Origin of the sequence: Psychrobacter sp. GW64-MNA-CIBAN-0177 (assembly GCF_040309585.1) — a bacterium.
In the GTDB taxonomy this organism is placed as follows: Bacteria; Pseudomonadota; Gammaproteobacteria; order Pseudomonadales; family Moraxellaceae; genus Psychrobacter; species Psychrobacter okhotskensis.
In genome coordinates this window covers 24,401-41,209 of record NZ_JBEOOY010000009.1, presented here as the reverse complement: position 1 = coordinate 41,209, position 16,809 = coordinate 24,401, and the positions used below count along the sequence as shown (strand labels likewise).

Annotated in this window: 16 protein-coding genes; 12 read left to right on the top strand and 4 right to left on the bottom strand. The window is 42.4% G+C overall.

Annotated features, from left to right (window positions below; translation table 11 throughout):
* Positions 1-80: 80 nt before the first annotated feature.
* A complete protein-coding gene (gene lysM, locus AAEY79_RS07675) occupies positions 81-590 on the top strand; it encodes a peptidoglycan-binding protein LysM (protein WP_201567773.1) in 510 nt (169 codons plus the stop codon).
* A gap of 145 nt (positions 591-735) precedes the next feature.
* Here lysM and queG read toward each other — a convergent pair whose 3' ends face one another.
* Entirely contained in the window at positions 736-1,962 is a 1,227-nt protein-coding gene (gene queG / locus AAEY79_RS07670; protein ID WP_201567771.1) for a tRNA epoxyqueuosine(34) reductase QueG, read from the bottom strand.
* A gap of 190 nt (positions 1,963-2,152) precedes the next feature.
* Here queG and AAEY79_RS07665 point away from each other — a divergent pair, with 190 nt between their 5' ends.
* A complete protein-coding gene (locus AAEY79_RS07665; protein ID WP_352287953.1) occupies positions 2,153-3,943 on the top strand; it encodes an NAD(P)H-hydrate dehydratase in 1,791 nt (596 codons plus the stop codon).
* A gap of 29 nt (positions 3,944-3,972) precedes the next feature.
* On the opposite strand, the gene AAEY79_RS07660 is transcribed toward AAEY79_RS07665, so the two are convergent.
* Positions 3,973-4,476 (bottom strand): DUF4124 domain-containing protein, encoded by a 504-nt coding sequence (locus AAEY79_RS07660; protein WP_025652205.1) that lies wholly within the window; start codon positions 4,474-4,476, stop codon positions 3,973-3,975.
* Positions 4,477-4,668: 192 nt separating this feature from the next.
* Between AAEY79_RS07660 and AAEY79_RS07655 the strand changes: the two genes are divergently transcribed.
* From AAEY79_RS07655 to AAEY79_RS07610, 10 genes are all read left to right on the top strand, one after another.
* On the top strand, positions 4,669-4,806 hold the full coding sequence (locus AAEY79_RS07655) for a hypothetical protein (RefSeq protein ID WP_157824073.1): 138 nt from the start codon (positions 4,669-4,671) through the stop codon (positions 4,804-4,806).
* 647 nt (positions 4,807-5,453) lie between these two features.
* Positions 5,454-7,166 carry an acetolactate synthase 3 large subunit gene (locus tag AAEY79_RS07650; protein ID WP_201567774.1) on the top strand — a complete coding sequence of 571 codons (1,713 nt, stop codon included), beginning with the start codon at positions 5,454-5,456 and terminating at the stop codon, positions 7,164-7,166.
* The gene (gene ilvN, locus AAEY79_RS07645; protein WP_025652207.1) at positions 7,166-7,663 is read left to right on the top strand and encodes an acetolactate synthase small subunit; all 498 of its coding nucleotides are present in this window, start codon (positions 7,166-7,168) and stop codon (positions 7,661-7,663) included. The genes AAEY79_RS07650 and ilvN overlap by 1 nt, the downstream gene beginning before the upstream one ends.
* 164 nt (positions 7,664-7,827) lie before the next feature.
* Positions 7,828-8,844, top strand: coding sequence for a ketol-acid reductoisomerase (ilvC, locus tag AAEY79_RS07640; protein WP_010196778.1), 1,017 nt, complete (start codon positions 7,828-7,830; stop codon positions 8,842-8,844).
* A gap of 238 nt (positions 8,845-9,082) precedes the next feature.
* The gene (locus AAEY79_RS07635; protein ID WP_025652209.1) at positions 9,083-9,508 is read left to right on the top strand and encodes a hypothetical protein; all 426 of its coding nucleotides are present in this window, start codon (positions 9,083-9,085) and stop codon (positions 9,506-9,508) included.
* 355 nt (positions 9,509-9,863) lie between these two features.
* Entirely contained in the window at positions 9,864-10,076 is a 213-nt protein-coding gene (locus AAEY79_RS07630; protein ID WP_010196799.1) for a cold-shock protein, read from the top strand.
* A gap of 530 nt (positions 10,077-10,606) precedes the next feature.
* Positions 10,607-11,167, top strand: coding sequence for a DUF421 domain-containing protein (locus tag AAEY79_RS07625; protein WP_201567425.1), 561 nt, complete (start codon positions 10,607-10,609; stop codon positions 11,165-11,167).
* 453 nt (positions 11,168-11,620) lie between these two features.
* Positions 11,621-12,370 (top strand): electron transfer flavoprotein subunit beta/FixA family protein, encoded by a 750-nt coding sequence (locus AAEY79_RS07620; protein ID WP_010196801.1) that lies wholly within the window; start codon positions 11,621-11,623, stop codon positions 12,368-12,370.
* A 132-nt stretch (positions 12,371-12,502) separates the two neighbouring features.
* On the top strand, positions 12,503-13,435 hold the full coding sequence (locus tag AAEY79_RS07615; protein WP_173240536.1) for an electron transfer flavoprotein subunit alpha/FixB family protein: 933 nt from the start codon (positions 12,503-12,505) through the stop codon (positions 13,433-13,435).
* Positions 13,436-13,779: 344 nt separating this feature from the next.
* Entirely contained in the window at positions 13,780-14,592 is an 813-nt protein-coding gene (locus AAEY79_RS07610; protein WP_201617397.1) for a 2OG-Fe(II) oxygenase, read from the top strand.
* Between the two features lie 151 nt (positions 14,593-14,743).
* On the opposite strand, the gene AAEY79_RS07605 is transcribed toward AAEY79_RS07610, so the two are convergent.
* Both AAEY79_RS07605 and AAEY79_RS07600 read right to left on the bottom strand, forming a co-directional pair.
* A complete protein-coding gene (locus AAEY79_RS07605) occupies positions 14,744-15,538 on the bottom strand; it encodes an RNA methyltransferase (RefSeq protein ID WP_037025324.1) in 795 nt (264 codons plus the stop codon).
* Between the two features lie 99 nt (positions 15,539-15,637).
* Positions 15,638-16,621: a class 1 fructose-bisphosphatase gene (locus AAEY79_RS07600; protein ID WP_025652216.1), complete on the bottom strand. Its 984-nt coding sequence runs from the start codon at positions 16,619-16,621 to the stop codon at positions 15,638-15,640.
* Between the last annotated feature and the right edge of the window lie 188 nt (positions 16,622-16,809).

Here is a 16,809-nt window from a genome sequence, read left to right as displayed (position 1 = left end):
TAGCAATAGCAAATAATGGTAATAATTAAAAAATTATCGTTAAAATAATAATGAATAAAAATACTTCAAGGAGCAGTTATATGGGTATGTTCAGTTTTGCAAAAGACATCGGTGATAAAATCTTTAACCGTGATGATGCCAAGCATGACGCTAAAGCAGAAACCAAAGCGGATGCCAATACTCCAGTACAAAGCAGTGAGCCTTCAGCGCAATCGGTTGCCAACATTTTGCTGCGTCGCATTCAGCAGCAGAATCTCAATATCAGTAACCTAAAAATTAAATATAATGGTTCGACGGATACTGCCGAAATCAGTGGTAATGCTAAAACTCAGGCTGACCGTGAAAAAGCCATTATCGCTATTGGTAACGTTCAGAACGTCGCTAAAGTGATTGATAATATCGATATCGAAGAGGATGCCCCTGAATCTACGATGTATACCGTAAAATCTGGTGACAGCCTCTCTAAAATTGCTAAAGAAGTTTATGGTTCAGCGGGTGATTATACAAAAATCTTTGAAGCCAATAAGCCTATGCTTTCTGACCCAGACAAAATCTATCCTGGTCAAGTATTGCGTATTCCTAAGCCGTAATGATGCAGTTAAAGCTCCTAATCCATAATGCTTAAGTTTAATTAGCATTAGCATATTTAATAGACATAAAAATGCCTCTTATTAAAGAGGCATTTTTGTGTCTAGCATGAGCAAATTTAGCCCATTTAGAGGTTTATCTATTGAATTAAGGACACGCTCTAGTATTCAATTTCTCAGTTTGTTCGCTAAGTGCCCAATCAATTTGTTCATCCAGCATGTCGTTATGCAAGCCTAACTTCGATCGTAGGTGAGTGACGATTTCTATACTGGGGTTAGCATTGCCAAGTCCAATGGCGATATTGCGCAAAAAGTTCACATAGCCTGTACGCCTGAGGGGACTGCCTTCAGTTTTTTTCATAAACTCTGCTTCTTGCCATTGCCATAGCTCAAGCAAACTGCTGTTATCAAGCTGATGCCGTGGTGTGAAGTCTTCTACGGTTGTAAGGTTGGCGTAGCGATTCCACGGACAAATAAGCTGACAGTCATCACAGCCAAAGACACGGTTGCCAATTGCGCGTCGATATTTGGTATCAATCACCCCATCATGCTCAATCGTTAAATAAGAGATACAGGCAGAAGCATTGAGCTCATAGGGGGCGACAATCGCTTGGGTTGGACAGATGTCAATACAGGCGCTGCAACTGCCGCAGTGCTCTTTTACTGGCTCATCATCTGGCAGCTCAAGACTCATAAACAACTCACCCAGCACAAAGAACGAGCCCGCTTGTTTGTTTAGCAGTAGCGTATGCTTGCCCGTCCAGCCAAGCCCTGCTGCATCTGCAATAGGACGCTCAAAGATAGGGGCAGAGTCACTAAAAGGTCTAAAAATAAATTCCGAGTCAGCCCCAATATCCAGATGCTGCCATTCGGCAAGCATCGCTTCTATCTTTAAAGCCAATTGCTTTAAACGGCTGCGCATGGTTTTATGGTAATCGCGACCTCTGGCATAGCGCGCAATGATACCTTGGTTGGGATGATCGTTATCAGTGACTGCCCGCGGAGTGGGTGTCTGAGTCAGATAATCCATACGCACGCTGATGATGGTTTTTGCCCCTTCTACCAGTTGGGCAGGATGCGCACGTAGGTGGTGATTGTTATGCATAAACTGCAATTGGCCTTCATAACCTTTATCCAGCCACCGTTGCAATTGTTCAATTTGTTGAGTAAATAAAGGATGATGTACGGATAAGAAGCCACAGTCGGCAAATCCTAAAGACTGTGCTTGGGCCTTAATCCATTGCTTTACCTCTGCGGTAGTGGCAAACGTTGGGCTATTATTCACATTAATTTTTTTTTCGGGCGCAGGGTTAGGCTGAGCTGATATCTGCTGAGTTGAAGAGATAGGCAAGTTTGCTTTAGAAGGATTATTCATGTGTGATAGCAGGTGATAGAGTGAATACCGATATGATAAGCCAGTGAGCTAAGAGCGCAAGCATAAAAGCAAATAAACTCACATTTCATATTGATACATACGTCAAAGTGAGCTTTTGCTAAGCTGAGATAAGCGAGTAACCAGCAAGTTTTAATATGATCAAACACCAATAAAAATAATAGAGGACATTATGAAAGCTCAATCTAAAGTATTCTTAGCAGACACAACCAGACCGATAGCGCTCTATAGCAGCGAGCAGGTCTACGCTATGGAGCAAGCTTGGTTTGCAGAGGGTTATGATAGCTTAGGACTGATGAAGCAAGCAGCTTGGCAAATGGCGCAGCATATCGAGCGGCTCTATGAGCAAAAATATCTCCAAGCTCGTGCCTCAGCTGATCATAAAGTTTATCGACGTAATAGTTGTCAGCAACGAGCGAGTATCTGGGTAGGAAAGGGCAACAATGGCGGTGATGGTTGGCTTATTGCCTACTATCTGCAACAGGCAGGCTGGCAAGTACAACTCCTCACAGTCGGTTATACTGCCGATGATCTGGAAACAGACAATCTAATGAATGCCTTTAACAAAGCAGACAAGCACGACGTTGTATCTGATGCTAAGCAAGCGCAACAAATAGCCCTATCTGCCAAGGTGCCTTACCAACGCTTTGAGGATAGTAGGGCCAGTCAAAGTGAGATAAGAGAAACGGACTGGCCAGCTGATATTTATATCGATGCATTGTTTGGTATTGGACTTGACCGTGCACCTGAAGGTGTTTATGAGCAGGCTATTAGCGCCTTTAACAAGATAACGCAACTAAATGATGCTTTGGCAATTTCGGTTGATATCCCGAGTGGCTTAGTGGCTTCTACTGGTCAAGTATTTGAGCGCATCGCCATACAAGCTGATGTGACGTTGTGTTTGATTGCCCGTAAATTCGGCTTACATACCAAAGATGGCATGGACTATAGCGGGAGCGTGATCGATATACCGTTAATACCGACTCAGCTCAGCAACTCAGCCGCCACACTGGTAACTGTGGCTCATGCTTTGAATACTCGTCGACAGAACAGCTACAAAGGTAGCTATGGTCACGTCTTGGTCATTGGTGGTAATCGCATTAATGGCTCACAAGGTATGGGCGGCGCAGCCATTCTATCTGCTAGCAGTGTCATGGCGACCGGTGCTGGCAAAATTACTGTGGCTTGTCACGACGCCTTTCATGGCGCCCTATTAACATCATTACCAGATGCAATGACAATCGATTTGCATGATAAAGAAGGGGTGAGGAAATTAATTAAGGAAGCTAGCGTCGTTACCATTGGTATGGGACTGGGACGTGATGAAAAGGCACAAGCACTTTTCATTCATTATGTTCAGGCTGCCATAACAGAGAAGAAGCCACTGGTCATTGATGCGGACGGCCTTTATCATCTGGCATCGTTACAGATGGAGAGTCAGGAGCACGAACTCATCGCTCAGCTGCGACAACACAGTATAGATCATCAGGTTTGTTTGACACCGCATAGCGGTGAAGCGGCTAGATTGCTTGATAAGAAAGTTAGTATTGTAGAAGATGATCGATTGGCAGCTATAAAACAATGTGCTAACACTTATGGCGGTGATTGGGTGCTAAAGGGCGCAGGTTCATTGGTACTGGAGCAAAGCATATTAGAGCAGAAGGGTTCGCAAGCGCATGTTTATGTTTGCGGCTTGGGTAATGCAGGTATGGCAAGCGCTGGCATGGGCGATGTATTGTCTGGGGTGATTGCTGGGATGTTGGCACAACAAGATCTAGAAGACGAAGCGCGCTGCTTGCACCAAGCGGTTCTGCTACACGGGCTAGCAGGAGACGCTTTGGTGAATGATACTGACCATTACCAGCATAATAGCTCACTACTGATTGGACAGCGCGGGCTACAAGCGCAAGATATGCCAGCAGCCGTTCGTCATGTCATGCAATTGATTACCAATAAAAATTAAGTAGGGTAGTGTGCCGTATTAAATAAAAACTAGGTCGTAGAGCCATTACAATACTGAGTGATGGCTTGTTGCACGCGCTCACGCTTAAGCTCGATTTCGCGACCATCTAAGTATTCACGTTTGCCATCACTATCCATCTCATAGATACGCCCGCCAACGTTTAGATTGGTCAAGTTATTGCGTAGTGATTGGCAACGCTGCGCATTGGCTTGCGCTTCTTGATCCTTGATACGTGCTTCTAGTTGGGCCACCCGCTGTTCTTCTGCACTTTGAGTAGGCGTGTTTTGGTTAGCCTCTGTCTTTCCTGCTAACTGGCCTGCATTATTCTGTCTACCGTCACTACGAAACTCGATGACTTCAATATTTCTGCCCTCTTGCGGCGAGTGCTGGCTGTACTTCACTTCGCCATGCGTACCAATCGATTTATACACTTGGATAGCATGACTGGCATTCATTGACAGCATTATCATACACGCAGTACTGATACTGATAAGCAGCTTGGCAGGGGTATGTATGGTAGACGTGTATGCCATAGTAGCAATCCTCTTAAGGGGTAAAAAATGAAGGTAGACATTTATTTAGGGGCAGTATTTACATCGATAAATAACAATATGAATACAGTAGCGTTTGATTTTAGCAAATAATGCTTATGAATGTACATTATTTAATAACTAATAGTTAGGGGTGGGTTTTAGAAGTTTTTCTTGACAATAGGACTCAAACCATTGAATATAATAGCAGTTGATTGGTCAGTGAGCGGCTTTTATGATATTGCCGTGGCACTTGAGAATGAGAACTACGGGTTACTTATCGGTAGCTTACGTCGTTTTATTTTCTTTGTGATAATGATATGGCAAAAATGATGATCATAGCGATTATTATTAATAACTGTATATGTTGTCTCCGGACTTATCTGTCTACAATGACTAAGATAAACTTATTATTTGAAATACGCTAAGTGTGGATTTTTGCGGTTGTATTGCTTGCATTAAATGCAAGACAATATTCGGTTATGATATTTTTTATTAGCTTATTATAAGATCGGATGATCTTATGAAATAGTATTGGCTATTAGAATTATTTCATGACTTTAGCTATAGCAGCGCCTCTTTTATAAACACTATCGCTCATAAGTAATAAGCCTCTTTTATAGATGCACTCGCATCTTGTCATAGTATATCGATAAACTCCTGTCACAAAACTGACCCCAAATACATTGCTATGTTTGAGTATTCTCTTGCGTTGTACAATGCAATTACTTAAATATAGTGGGCACACATTCTTGATATGGACAAGGATTGGCAATCATTTTTATAAGACTTAAAATAACGCCCAAACGTGGTTGTTTTCTTTTATAAAATAACGCAAATTCTCGCCGCAAAAAAAGGTGATGACAGTGACGCAAACCACGCAAAGTCCGAATATGACGGGACATACCCAAACAGGTAATGCCGCCAAAAATTTTGAAGAAAAGCAACAACGTCTTGCCGAAGGTAGCAAGCAGCCTGTGATGCTATCTGGTGCTGAGATGCTGGTGCAATCGCTGACGGATGAGGGTGTCAAATATATTTTTGGCTATCCAGGCGGCGCAGTGCTGCACATTTATGACGCGTTGTTTCAGCAAGACAACATCGAACATATTTTAGTGCGTCATGAGCAAGCAGCTGGCCATATGGCTGATGCTTATTCGCGAGTGACCGGCAACACAGGTGTCGTGCTGGCCACGTCAGGTCCTGGTGCTACCAATACAGTAACCGCTATTGCCACCGCCTTCATGGACTCAGTGCCGATGGTCGTAATTTCAGGTCAGGTGCCAAGCAGTTTAATCGGTGAAGATGCGTTCCAAGAAACCGATATGATCGGGGTCTCTCGTCCTATCGTGAAGCATAGCTTTCAAGTACGCCATGCTAGCGAAATCCCAATGATTGTCAAAAAAGCCTTTTTTATTGCGCAGTCTGGTCGTCCAGGTCCTGTCGTCATTGACGTACCAAAAGATATGACCGCGCCTAGCGAAAAATATGCCTACGAGTACCCAGATGAGGTGTTTATACGTTCGTACCAGCCTTCAGTGAAAGGGCATGGCGGCCAAATTAAAAAAGCGGTTGAGACCTTATTATCAGCGCAGCGTCCTGTTATCTATGCGGGCGGTGGCGTGATTTGGAGTAAAGCCCACAAAGAGCTGACCGAACTTGCACATCGTCTAAACTTGCCAGTGACCAATACGCTAATGGGTTTGGGAACATTCCCTGGCTCTGATCGTCAGTTCTTGGGCATGCTTGGTATGCATGGTACTTATGAAGCCAACATGAGCATGCATCATGCAGATGTTATTTTGGCAGTGGGTGCGCGTTTTGATGACCGTGTCACTAATAATGTCAAAAAATTCTGCCCGAATGCGACCATCATTCATATCGATATCGATCCAGCTTCTATCTCCAAGACTATTTTTGCCCATATTCCTATCGTTGGTGACGTAAAATCAGTACTTACAGATATGTTGGAAATTATCGGCGAAGATAAAGAGTTGGAGCAGCATGCCTTACTAGACTGGTGGGCACAGATTAATGAATGGCGTAAGCGTCATGGTCTGCGTTATGACACCAGCACTGACAATGGCATCAAGCCCCAAGCGGTCGTTCAAGCACTAGATAAAGTGACCAACAGCAACGCTATTATCACCAGTGACGTTGGTCAGCATCAAATGTTTGCCGCGCTTTACTACACCTATTTAGAGCCGGGTCAATGGCTCAATTCGGGTGGTTTAGGTACGATGGGTGTTGGCTTACCGTATGCGATGGCAGCCAAACTTGCCAATCCAGATCGCGATGTGGTTTGTATTACTGGCGAAGGCTCTATTCAGATGAATATCCAAGAGCTATCGACGTGCTTACAGTACAATCTACCGGTCAAAATATTGAACCTAAATAACGCGCAGTTGGGTATGGTGAAACAGTGGCAAGACATGCTGTATGAGGGTCGTCATGCGTCATCTTATATGAATTCATTACCAGACTTTGTCAAGCTAGCTGAAAGTTATGGTCATGTTGGTATCAAGATTACTGATCCTGCCACCATGGAAGCACAGATTGCAGAAGCCATGGCAATGAAAGACAAGCTGGTATTTATTGACGTTTATGTCGATCGTAATGAGCATGTATATCCAATGCAAATCGCTGGACAGACAATGCGTGATATGTGGTTAACCAAAGGGGAGCGTACCTAATGCAACAACAACATCTGATTTCGGTATTGATGGAAAACGAAGCGGGTTCGTTGTCGCGGTTAGTCGGCTTGTTCTCACAACGTGGCTATAATATCGAAACCTTAAACGTCGCCCCAACGGAAGATCCGAGTATTTCGCGTCTGACGTTAACCACCATTACTTCCCCTGAAAGAATTGAGCAGATCACCAAGCAATTGCATAAATTGATTGAAGTGGTTAAAGTGCTTAATCTATCAGACACCGTTCACGTTGAGCGTGAGTTAATGCTAGTCAAAGTTCGCGCAACGGGTAGCGTACGTGAAGAGATCAAACGCAGCGCAGATATTTTCCGTGCACAAATTGTTGACGTCAATGCCAATCTCTATACGATTCAGATCGTTGGCGATACGGCTAAGCTGGATGGTTTTATCGATACTATCGGCCGAGAACGTGTCTTAGAAGTGGTACGTTCGGGTGTGATTGGTATTGCACGTGGAGAAAAAACACTGAGTATTTAATACGCTTAGTGGCTGAGCATCTGAATAGTTAATCAAAATCATTTTAGTTATAATCTATCTACCATTAACATAACGCTTATGTTAGTGACCATTTTACGATAATGGCTACTGCATAAGCGTTTACTATCCATGGCACGCCATGATTGAGGAAAAGGACTCTATTTATGAACGTTTATTATGATAAAGATTGCGATCTATCGATTATCCAAGGCAAAAAAGTTGCGATTATTGGTTACGGTTCACAAGGCCATGCACACGCACTTAACCTACAAGATTCAGACGTCGATGTGACTGTTGGTCTACGCGCGAACTCAAGCTCATGGAAAAAGGCGGAAAACGCTGGTCTAAAAGTTGCTGAAGTGGCTGATGCAGTTAAAGCTGCTGACGTGGTTATGATTTTGACCCCTGATGAGTTCCAAAAAGAGCTTTATAACAACGAGATTGAGCCTAACATCAAAGAAGGGGCTACGTTAGCTTTTGCTCATGGTTTCGCGATTCATTATAACCAAGTCGTTCCTCGCAGCGATCTTAACGTTATCATGGTTGCGCCTAAAGCACCTGGTCACACCGTTCGTAACGAATTCACCAAAGGCGGCGGTATTCCAGATTTGATCGCTATCTATCAAGATGCTTCAGGTCAAGCCAAGCAATTAGCTTTGTCTTACGCAGCTGGTGTTGGTGGTGGTCGTTCAGGTATCATCGAAACCACGTTCAAAGATGAAACTGAAACCGATCTATTTGGCGAGCAGGCCGTTCTTTGTGGTGGTGCTGTTGAACTAGTAAAAATGGGTTTTGAAACGCTAACAGAAGCGGGCTATGCGCCAGAAATGGCTTACTTTGAGTGTTTGCACGAGCTTAAGCTTATCGTAGACCTCATGTATGAAGGCGGTATCGCTGACATGAACTACTCAATCAGTAACAACGCTGAATATGGCGAATATGTGACTGGTCCTGAAGTCATCAATGAGCAATCACGTGAAGCTATGCGTAATGCGCTAAAACGCATCCAATCTGGTGAATACGCAAAAATGTTCATCAGTGAAGGCGCAACCAACTATCCATCAATGACGGCTCGTCGTCGTAACAACGCTGAGCATCAAATCGAAGTGACTGGTGCTAAACTGCGCGGCATGATGCCTTGGATTGGCGGCAACAAAATCATCGATAAAGACAAAAACTAAGTCAATACTTATGATGGTAAGGCTTAATAAGTCTTAACAGACCCCGTGTTATCAAGTGATAGCACGGGGTTTTTATTGCTATCAGTAGTGCGTGATGGTTCGATATTACCTTTCACTCATTATAGCGGTTGAAAACCAGTAACCCACACCCAATGTAGGCAAGCGTCGGTTCAGTTACATGACTATGTCGGTGACTATTTCTCTTCTTATTTTTTCCATAGATTACAGGTTGTATGTTGTGCAAATATCTTTTCCAGACTGGCTAACGCCGCAATTCGTGTATATTACTCTTAGTGCTGTCGTGGCTGTTTTAATTTGGATCGAAGGTGAGATGCTCAAAGGCACCGATGGCAAGCTGCCACAATCTAAGTTTTTTCAAATCAGCTCACTGCTAGACACTTCATGGTTTTTTATCTCTGTGGTAATGTTATATGTGATCGATCTAACGCCTTTGGCGGTTGCAGTGCCTGCCGCATACGGGATTTATACGGTGTTTGGCTGGGTCTATGGCACCAGATTGTTAAAGCGTAAAGGTATCCCAGACTCACCCAAAGATTTGGTCATACCAACTAAATATATCGCGTATAGCCAATCGTTTTCTTTAATATTTTTTGCCCTTTGCTTACTGGTGCTAACCTCGCCTTGGCTACCCTTGACCCAATAAATGTGCGCAAAAGATAGGGAGACTTAATTTTTATTATTGAATATATATAACAAGAATATTGAAATTGAAAGTAATAAACAGGGTCTATATGAGATAACAAGCCATCAAAATATGGTGACAAAAGGTTATTGAAGGGTTCTTATATTGTTTACAAAACTCTGCAATTTAATATGTTGCAGTCAAAAAAAACTGTTATAATCAAGCTGTACTCAATGGATTTGAGGCAAAAAACATAAGCTATCTTCTTGATATATTATGAGTTTGAGCCGCCGCATTCAGCAAAAGATCTAGAGTATATATCAATTAATCGGTGATGACACACGTCTCGCCAACAGTTAAAGAGTCAGGAAAATTTATGTCAGATAAAGTTGAAGGCACTGTAAAGTGGTTTAATGAAGCTAAAGGTTTTGGTTTTATCGCTCAAGACAATGGCGGACAAGACGTATTCGCTCACTACAGCGCTATCCAAGGTGGCGGTTTCAAAACCCTAGCTGAAGGCCAAAAAGTATCTTTCATCTTAGGTGATGGCAAAAAAGGCCCACAAGCTGAGCAAATCGAAGCCATCTAATTTTAACGGCTGTTGAGTATCACTGTTAACAGTATTCTCGGCAATGTTAATCTTAATAAGATGTACAGATTTCTTTGTTTGTTAAAAAAATAAAAATACTGTTTAGACTTTAAAAAAAAGCAACCTCTCATCAGGTTGCTTTTTTTGTGCCATTTATTTCACATCGAAAATAGGGTCTGTTGAACATTCAAATATTAGGACTGCTGATTGCTAAAATCGTCCCAAACTAGGCGTAAACCGACGATAATGTCGAGACCTTAGCTAGGTTTACAACAACGTTTGGGGTGATTTTAGTATCAGCCTTTCAGGGCAGGGCTATTTTTTGCCAATACATGGCGAAATTATCTAACCTAGAATGACTAGGCGTCAAGAATTTCACTGCGTATTGTCTAAAAAATAGCCACTGCCAGTGCCACATTTAAATATTCAACAGACCCTAATAGTCGTTAAATATTAGCAGTTTAAGCAGTCGATGATTCCAGATAATGTAACGTATTTACGTAATAAAAATGCAGGAAAGAGGGTATTTTATGAAGTGGCAGACATGGTTTTCAATTGAATGGCAGCAAGTATTGGGTATTTCATTATCAGCGCTTGGGTTTTATTTAGGACTCATGTTATTTACACGATTAATGGGGCTACGAAGTTTTTCTAAGCTCTCGAGCCATGATTTTGCCATGACAGTTGGTATTGGTAGCATACTGGCCTCAACAGTATTGTCTGATAGTCCGTCTTTGTTACAAGGCTTGTTCGCCGTTGCTGTGCTATTTGTGATTCAAGGGGTTATCTCAATTATCAGACGTAAAGTCAAACCGTTGAAATCCTTGATTGACAATCAGGCCATCATATTAATGGCGCATGGGGAATATTTTTCGGATAATTTAAAAGAAGCAAACCTGAGCACCAGTGATGTGCAAGAAGTACTACGCAAAAATGGACTCAAATCTAAGAGCGAAGTCTTTGCAGTAATTATGGAAACGACAGGGGACATGAGTGTCATTAAAAATGATAACACCCCTCCTGACTGGTCGCTGTTTGATGATATTCGTGACAGTCATTTATTAATTAAGCCTGAGAAAAGCACTTTATAAAGTGTTTTAAGCGCATAAAAAGCTTTGAGGTGATAAATAATAACAAAACGTTAAGTAAATAAGGCGTTGATAATGCTATAAAGGGCAAAAGGTTAAGCCGCTTATTAGAATGAAACCGTAAATAATAGGTCTATAAACTATTTTTTTAATAATAGTGACAAATTTATGACGCATTATTCACGGCGTTGTCTTGACCTTAAGGCTATGCTCACGCAAGATAGATAGGTCTGATAATAACGGTTGGCTTGGCTTTAACAGATTTTATGAGTAGGAAATAACAGACTAATACATTTTTAACATTGGTTTGGTGTTTTTGATCAACGCTCTTCTGTTAAGCTAGTCACAACCTTAAGTAGTATTTTGAACAACGATTTGAATGACAGTTTAAAAAGACGAACCTTTGGTTCTGAACTGACAATTTTTTAATTCATAACATTAATAAACGAGGAACGTATGAAAGCATTAGTAGCGGTCAAGCGTGTCATTGATTATAACGTAAAAGTTCGTGTAAAAGCTGATAACTCTGGCGTGGATCTATCCAACACCAAGATGTCAATCAACCCTTTTGATGAAATTGCAGTAGAAGAAGCGGTTCGTCTAAAAGAAGCGGGTGTGATTGATGAAATTATTGTGGCATCGATTGGTCCAAAAGAATCACAAGAACAAATTCGTGCAGCGCTAGCATTGGGTGCTGATCGTGGTGTTCTAGTATTGACTGACGCCAAGCCTTATCCACTGCAAATCGCTAAAATTCTAAAGAGCATCGCTGAGTCTGAATCTACGGATATTATCCTATTGGGTAAGCAAGCCATTGACGACGATAACAACCAAACCGGTCAGATGCTAGCAGCATTGATGGGTATTGGTCAGGGTACGTTTGCCTCTGAAGTTAAAGTTGAAGGCGATAAAGTTAACGTCACGCGTGAAATCGATGGTGGTCTACAGACCCTTGCCCTTGACTTGCCAGCGGTGATTACGACTGATTTGCGTTTGAATGAGCCACGTTACGCTAAACTGCCTAACATCATGAAAGCGAAGAAAAAGCCGCTCGATGAAAAAACGCCAGCTGATTTTGGTGTTGATATGGCCTCTAAGCAAGAAATTATTAAAGTTGTGCCACCTGCTGAACGTAAAGCTGGTATTACAGTGAAGTCAGTTGATGAATTGGTCGATAAGCTAAGAAACGAAGCAAAAGTAATCTAGTACTTTGTTATAGCGTATTCTGCGTAAAACTATCATAACGCGGCTCACGTATTTAAAAGCTAAGCGTATGCATAATTTTATGAACAGATGACCACATGAATAGATGATACGAACAAATAAAGGATAAAAACAATGGCAATTTTGGTATATGCAGAACATGACAATGCCAGTCTAAAAAAGGCAACTTTAAACACTATCGCTGCTGCTAAACAAATGGGTAGTGATGTCCATGTATTGGTCGCCGGTAGTGGTGCGCAAGCAGTGGCTGATGAAGCAGCAAAAGCTGAAGGCGTGGCTAAAGTACTATTGGCTGACAATGCAGCTTATGAGCATCAATTGGCTGGTAACATAGCGCTATTGGTTGCTGATATTGCTGGTGATTACAGCCATATCATTGCACCTGCTACAACGACTGGCAAAAACTTCATGCCACGTGTTGCAGCATTACTTGATGTGAGCATGTTGTCAGAAATCTCTGCTGTCGTAGATGCGCAAACTTTTGAGCGTCCTATCTATGCAGGCAACGCAACAGCGACTGTTAAAACATCAGAAGATAAAGTGGTATTGACGGTACGTACGACCGCGTTTGATCCAGTCGCGAGCGAAGGTGGTTCAGCCACCGTCGAAACGATTGACAACGTGCAAGAGTCTGGTAAAGCAAGCTTTGTGAATGAAGAGATGGCGAAATCTGACCGTCCTGAATTGACCTCAGCAAGCATCGTTGTTTCTGGTGGCCGTGCATTGGCCAATGGCGAAAACTTCACCAAGTACATTGAGCCATTAGCGGACAAATTAGGCGCAGCGGTTGGTGCATCACGTGCTGCTGTTGATGCAGGCTATGTACCAAACGATATGCAGGTCGGTCAAACGGGTAAAATCGTTGCACCAGATTTATATATCGCTGCTGGTATCTCAGGTGCTATTCAGCATTTGGCTGGTATGAAAGACTCTAAAATCATCGTTGCTATCAACAATGACCCAGAAGCGCCTATCGCAAGCGTTGCTGATTACTTCTTAGAAGCTGATTTGTTTACAGCGTTGCCTGAGCTGACCAGCAAGGTTTAATGATTTTTGCTGAACAGCTGATAATAGAGCGTTTCAAACTATTATTGATGGTTCGCTACGCTACTAATATACACTGATTTATAAAGCCCTCGACCAGTTTGGTTCGAGGGCTTTTTTTATAACTGCGTTAAAGTCTAAAAATCTTATCTAAACTTATCAATCTATGGCCAATATCTCGATATTATCTGCGCTATTTTCCTTGTTTGGTTGCTATTTTTTTCATTTTTCTCAGCATTTTTAAAATGAGGGCACGTTCTATTAGGAGATTGGTTTAGTTAAACAAACGAATGTGCGATACTATTATTTGTCTAAAACTTTCAGGGATAAGATTACAAGGAGTAAACATGAACGCAATTTTACAGCTAGAACCCACTTGGCAACAGTGGATTGCAGAAAACATCGAGCGCGGCGTACCCCCTAACAAGATTATCAGTACTCTCTTTGAAAGAGGGTTTTACAGTGCTGCTTACGAGTTAATGTCACAACAGTCGGATGTTATCAATATTCCCTACATAGACATGACTCACAATTCGATAGAATTGCCAGATAAGACGGTCAAGTTGGCATCAACTTTTCATCCCCCTCTTGTGGCTGTCATAGAGAGTTTTTTGAGTCATCAAGAATGTGACCAACTTATAAAAAGCACTGAAGGTAAAATGAAGGAATCCAGAGTCGTCAGTCCTACTGATGGCACTTTTGCCGCGCATCATGCCAGAACCAGTCTAAGCTGCGGCTTTCAACGCAGCGCTACGCCTCTGATAACGACAATTGAGAATAGAATAGAGGCTTTATTACATTGGCCAGCCATTCGCGGTGAAGGTTTGCAAGTTTTACAGTATGGGAAAGGTGCTGAATATCGTCCACATTATGATTTTTTTGACCCTAATAATGAAAATTGTCAAAGAAATGTCGGTAAAGGAGGGCAACGAGTAGGTACTTTACTGATGTACCTATCTGATGTAGAAGCTGGGGGTGGTACCAGTTTTCCTAAAGTAAATCTTGAGGTGCGACCCAAAAAGGGCATGGCTTTATATTTTGCTAACACTAAGTTTGATGGTAGTGTTGAACCTTTAAGTCTGCACGCTGGTATGCCAGTGATAAAAGGTACAAAGTACTTGGCTACTAAGTGGTTACGTACTAACCCTTATATAGGCTAGTTTGTATTCGTATCAAGAACAGCATCAACGGACAGTTCTATCGGTAAAAGGGATAGAATATTGTTCTAAAACCAAAAAAATAGCTGGATAACCATATGTAGTTATTCAGCTATTTTTTGGTTAATATTTCTTCATACAATCAAAATTAAGGTTAACAGTACTTCCTTTGACGCAACGTCTCATATAGACATAATGAGCCTGCAATGGCAACATTGAGGCTTTCTTGACCATTAGGCTGTGGTAGAGCAATAGGGGTGGCACACTGCATCAGTTCATCACAAACGCCTTGTCCCTCATGACCCAGAATCCAAGCGATTGGTTCTTTTAAGTCATGTTGGTAAATTACTGTATCGGTATGTGAGCTGGTTGCTAATAGGGGTACTTGGACATAATCTAATATATCTTGCACGCTGAGACCTTCATAGATAGTTAGGGCAAACTGCGCACCCATACCTGCTCTTAGCGTCTTAGGAGACCATGCTTGTGCTGTGGCATCGGTACAGAGTATGTTCTTGATGCCAACTGCTGCTGCAGTGCGTAGTAAAGTACCAACATTACCACTATCCTGGACATCATTAAGGATCAGGCAATCATCATTAATTATCGTTAAGCCATGGATTGGTATATTGATAAGCGCCATGATGTCGATACCCGTACCCAAGCTACGAATACTCTCATATAGCGAGTCTGATAACGTTAAGATAGGCGTATAAGTCGGCAGACGAGTTAAAACCTGCTGAACCTCAGAGTTATTATGGGCAGATTCGGCTAGCAAAATTTGGGTAAACGGGTAGTCACTACGCAGAGCCGCATCAATGAGATGAATCCCTTCAATGACAGTCTGACCTTGTTTTTTACGCTGGCGTGCCTGCGCCAATAGTGCCTTTACCAGCTTGACCGTCGTATTCTTATCTGAGGTAATCAGCTCGGTGGGATTTGCTACCATAATGGATCGCTTAAAAAATATAGAGAATTTGAACCATCAGTATAAAACCATATAATTAATAAAGTTTGTACTGATGGCTATCAGATTGATTCGGCTAATTTATTGACCAGCATGCTTTACATGTAAGTCTTTAATGTAGGCCACTTCGTTTTTGCTACCAAGTACCACTGGGACACGCTGATGAATATCTGTCGGTTCAATATCCAGAATGCGATTAACCGCATCCGTTGCACCGCCACCCGCCCGCTCAATCAATAAACTCATCGGGTTAGCTTCGTACATTAAGCGCAATTTGCCTGCTTTATTGGCATACTTGGTGTCAAATGGATAAGTGAAGAGCCCACCGCGACATAAGATACGGTGCACGTCACCAACCATGGCGGCAACCCAGCGGGTATTGAAGTCGCGACCACGCACACCAGCTTCGCCAGCGATTAATTCATCGATATACTGCTGCATCGGTGCGCGCCAATAGCGATAGTTTGAGGCATTGATAGCATACTCACTGGTATCGGCATTGATTTGGACATTGTCTTCAATCAGTATATAGTCATTAGTATCGGGATCTAAGCTAAACATAACGACGTTATTTGCGATGGTCAGCGCTAGTACAGTGGAGGTGCCATATAATAAATAGCCAGCTGCTAGCTGCTGATTGCCCGCTTGTAAGAAGTCGCTATTTTCACTGAGTTGACCTTGGCGCTGGTAGGGGAGAATAGAGAAAATAGTGCCAACCGCCATATTAATATCGATATTTGATGAACCATCTAGAGGATCGAACAAGACCAAGAGGCTGCCATCGGCATTGGCGGGAGTCGCATCATCAAGCTCCTCTGAAGCAACCCCTGCGCAATGAGTATTTTTTGCCAAAGCATCTAACAATAAATCATTGGCCAATACGTCTAGCTTCTTTTGCTCTTCGCCTTGGACGTTTTGATTGCCGGCTTCACCCAAAATATCTGCTAACGCCCCTTTTCTAAGTAACTGCGAAATGGTTTTGCCAACGCCTGTGACCGTCGTAATGACGTCGTTCAGTGCAGGACTGTTCGCATTGGTGTTTAAATAATGTGCTAAGGTCGTCATGAGGCTTCCTAATAAATGGCATGAAAAATTGAGAAAAGATAAGCGTTAAAGGAATTTAACAGGTAGTACGAGCTACTCTCTGAACAAGTAAATCTTCAAATAGGTGGCATAGCGTCTTTGTCCTGACCACAAAATCAGCTACACTATCGCTATTATTATTTATTGATAGTTTTACAATGCTGGTTTTC

Excerpts from the sequence above, each read along its gene's own strand:
- AAEY79_RS07615 (WP_173240536.1), top strand. The coding sequence starts at position 12,503 with ATGGCAATTTTGGTATATGCAGAACATGACAATGCCAGTCTAAAAAAG.
- AAEY79_RS07650 (WP_201567774.1), top strand. The coding sequence starts at position 5,454 with ATGCTATCTGGTGCTGAGATGCTGGTGCAATCGCTGACGGATGAGGGT.
- lysM (WP_201567773.1), top strand. The coding sequence starts at position 81 with ATGGGTATGTTCAGTTTTGCAAAAGACATCGGTGATAAAATCTTTAAC.
- AAEY79_RS07620 (WP_010196801.1), top strand. The coding sequence starts at position 11,621 with ATGAAAGCATTAGTAGCGGTCAAGCGTGTCATTGATTATAACGTAAAA.
- ilvC (WP_010196778.1), top strand. The coding sequence starts at position 7,828 with ATGAACGTTTATTATGATAAAGATTGCGATCTATCGATTATCCAAGGC.
- AAEY79_RS07660 (WP_025652205.1), bottom strand. The coding sequence starts at position 4,476 with ATGGCATACACGTCTACCATACATACCCCTGCCAAGCTGCTTATCAGT.
- queG (WP_201567771.1), bottom strand. The coding sequence starts at position 1,962 with ATGAATAATCCTTCTAAAGCAAACTTGCCTATCTCTTCAACTCAGCAG.
- AAEY79_RS07665 (WP_352287953.1), top strand. The coding sequence starts at position 2,153 with ATGAAAGCTCAATCTAAAGTATTCTTAGCAGACACAACCAGACCGATA.
- AAEY79_RS07610 (WP_201617397.1), top strand. The coding sequence starts at position 13,780 with ATGAACGCAATTTTACAGCTAGAACCCACTTGGCAACAGTGGATTGCA.
- ilvN (WP_025652207.1), top strand. The coding sequence starts at position 7,166 with ATGCAACAACAACATCTGATTTCGGTATTGATGGAAAACGAAGCGGGT.
- AAEY79_RS07600 (WP_025652216.1), bottom strand. The coding sequence starts at position 16,621 with ATGACGACCTTAGCACATTATTTAAACACCAATGCGAACAGTCCTGCA.
- AAEY79_RS07625 (WP_201567425.1), top strand. The coding sequence starts at position 10,607 with ATGAAGTGGCAGACATGGTTTTCAATTGAATGGCAGCAAGTATTGGGT.
- AAEY79_RS07630 (WP_010196799.1), top strand. The coding sequence starts at position 9,864 with ATGTCAGATAAAGTTGAAGGCACTGTAAAGTGGTTTAATGAAGCTAAA.
- AAEY79_RS07605 (WP_037025324.1), bottom strand. The coding sequence starts at position 15,538 with ATGGTAGCAAATCCCACCGAGCTGATTACCTCAGATAAGAATACGACG.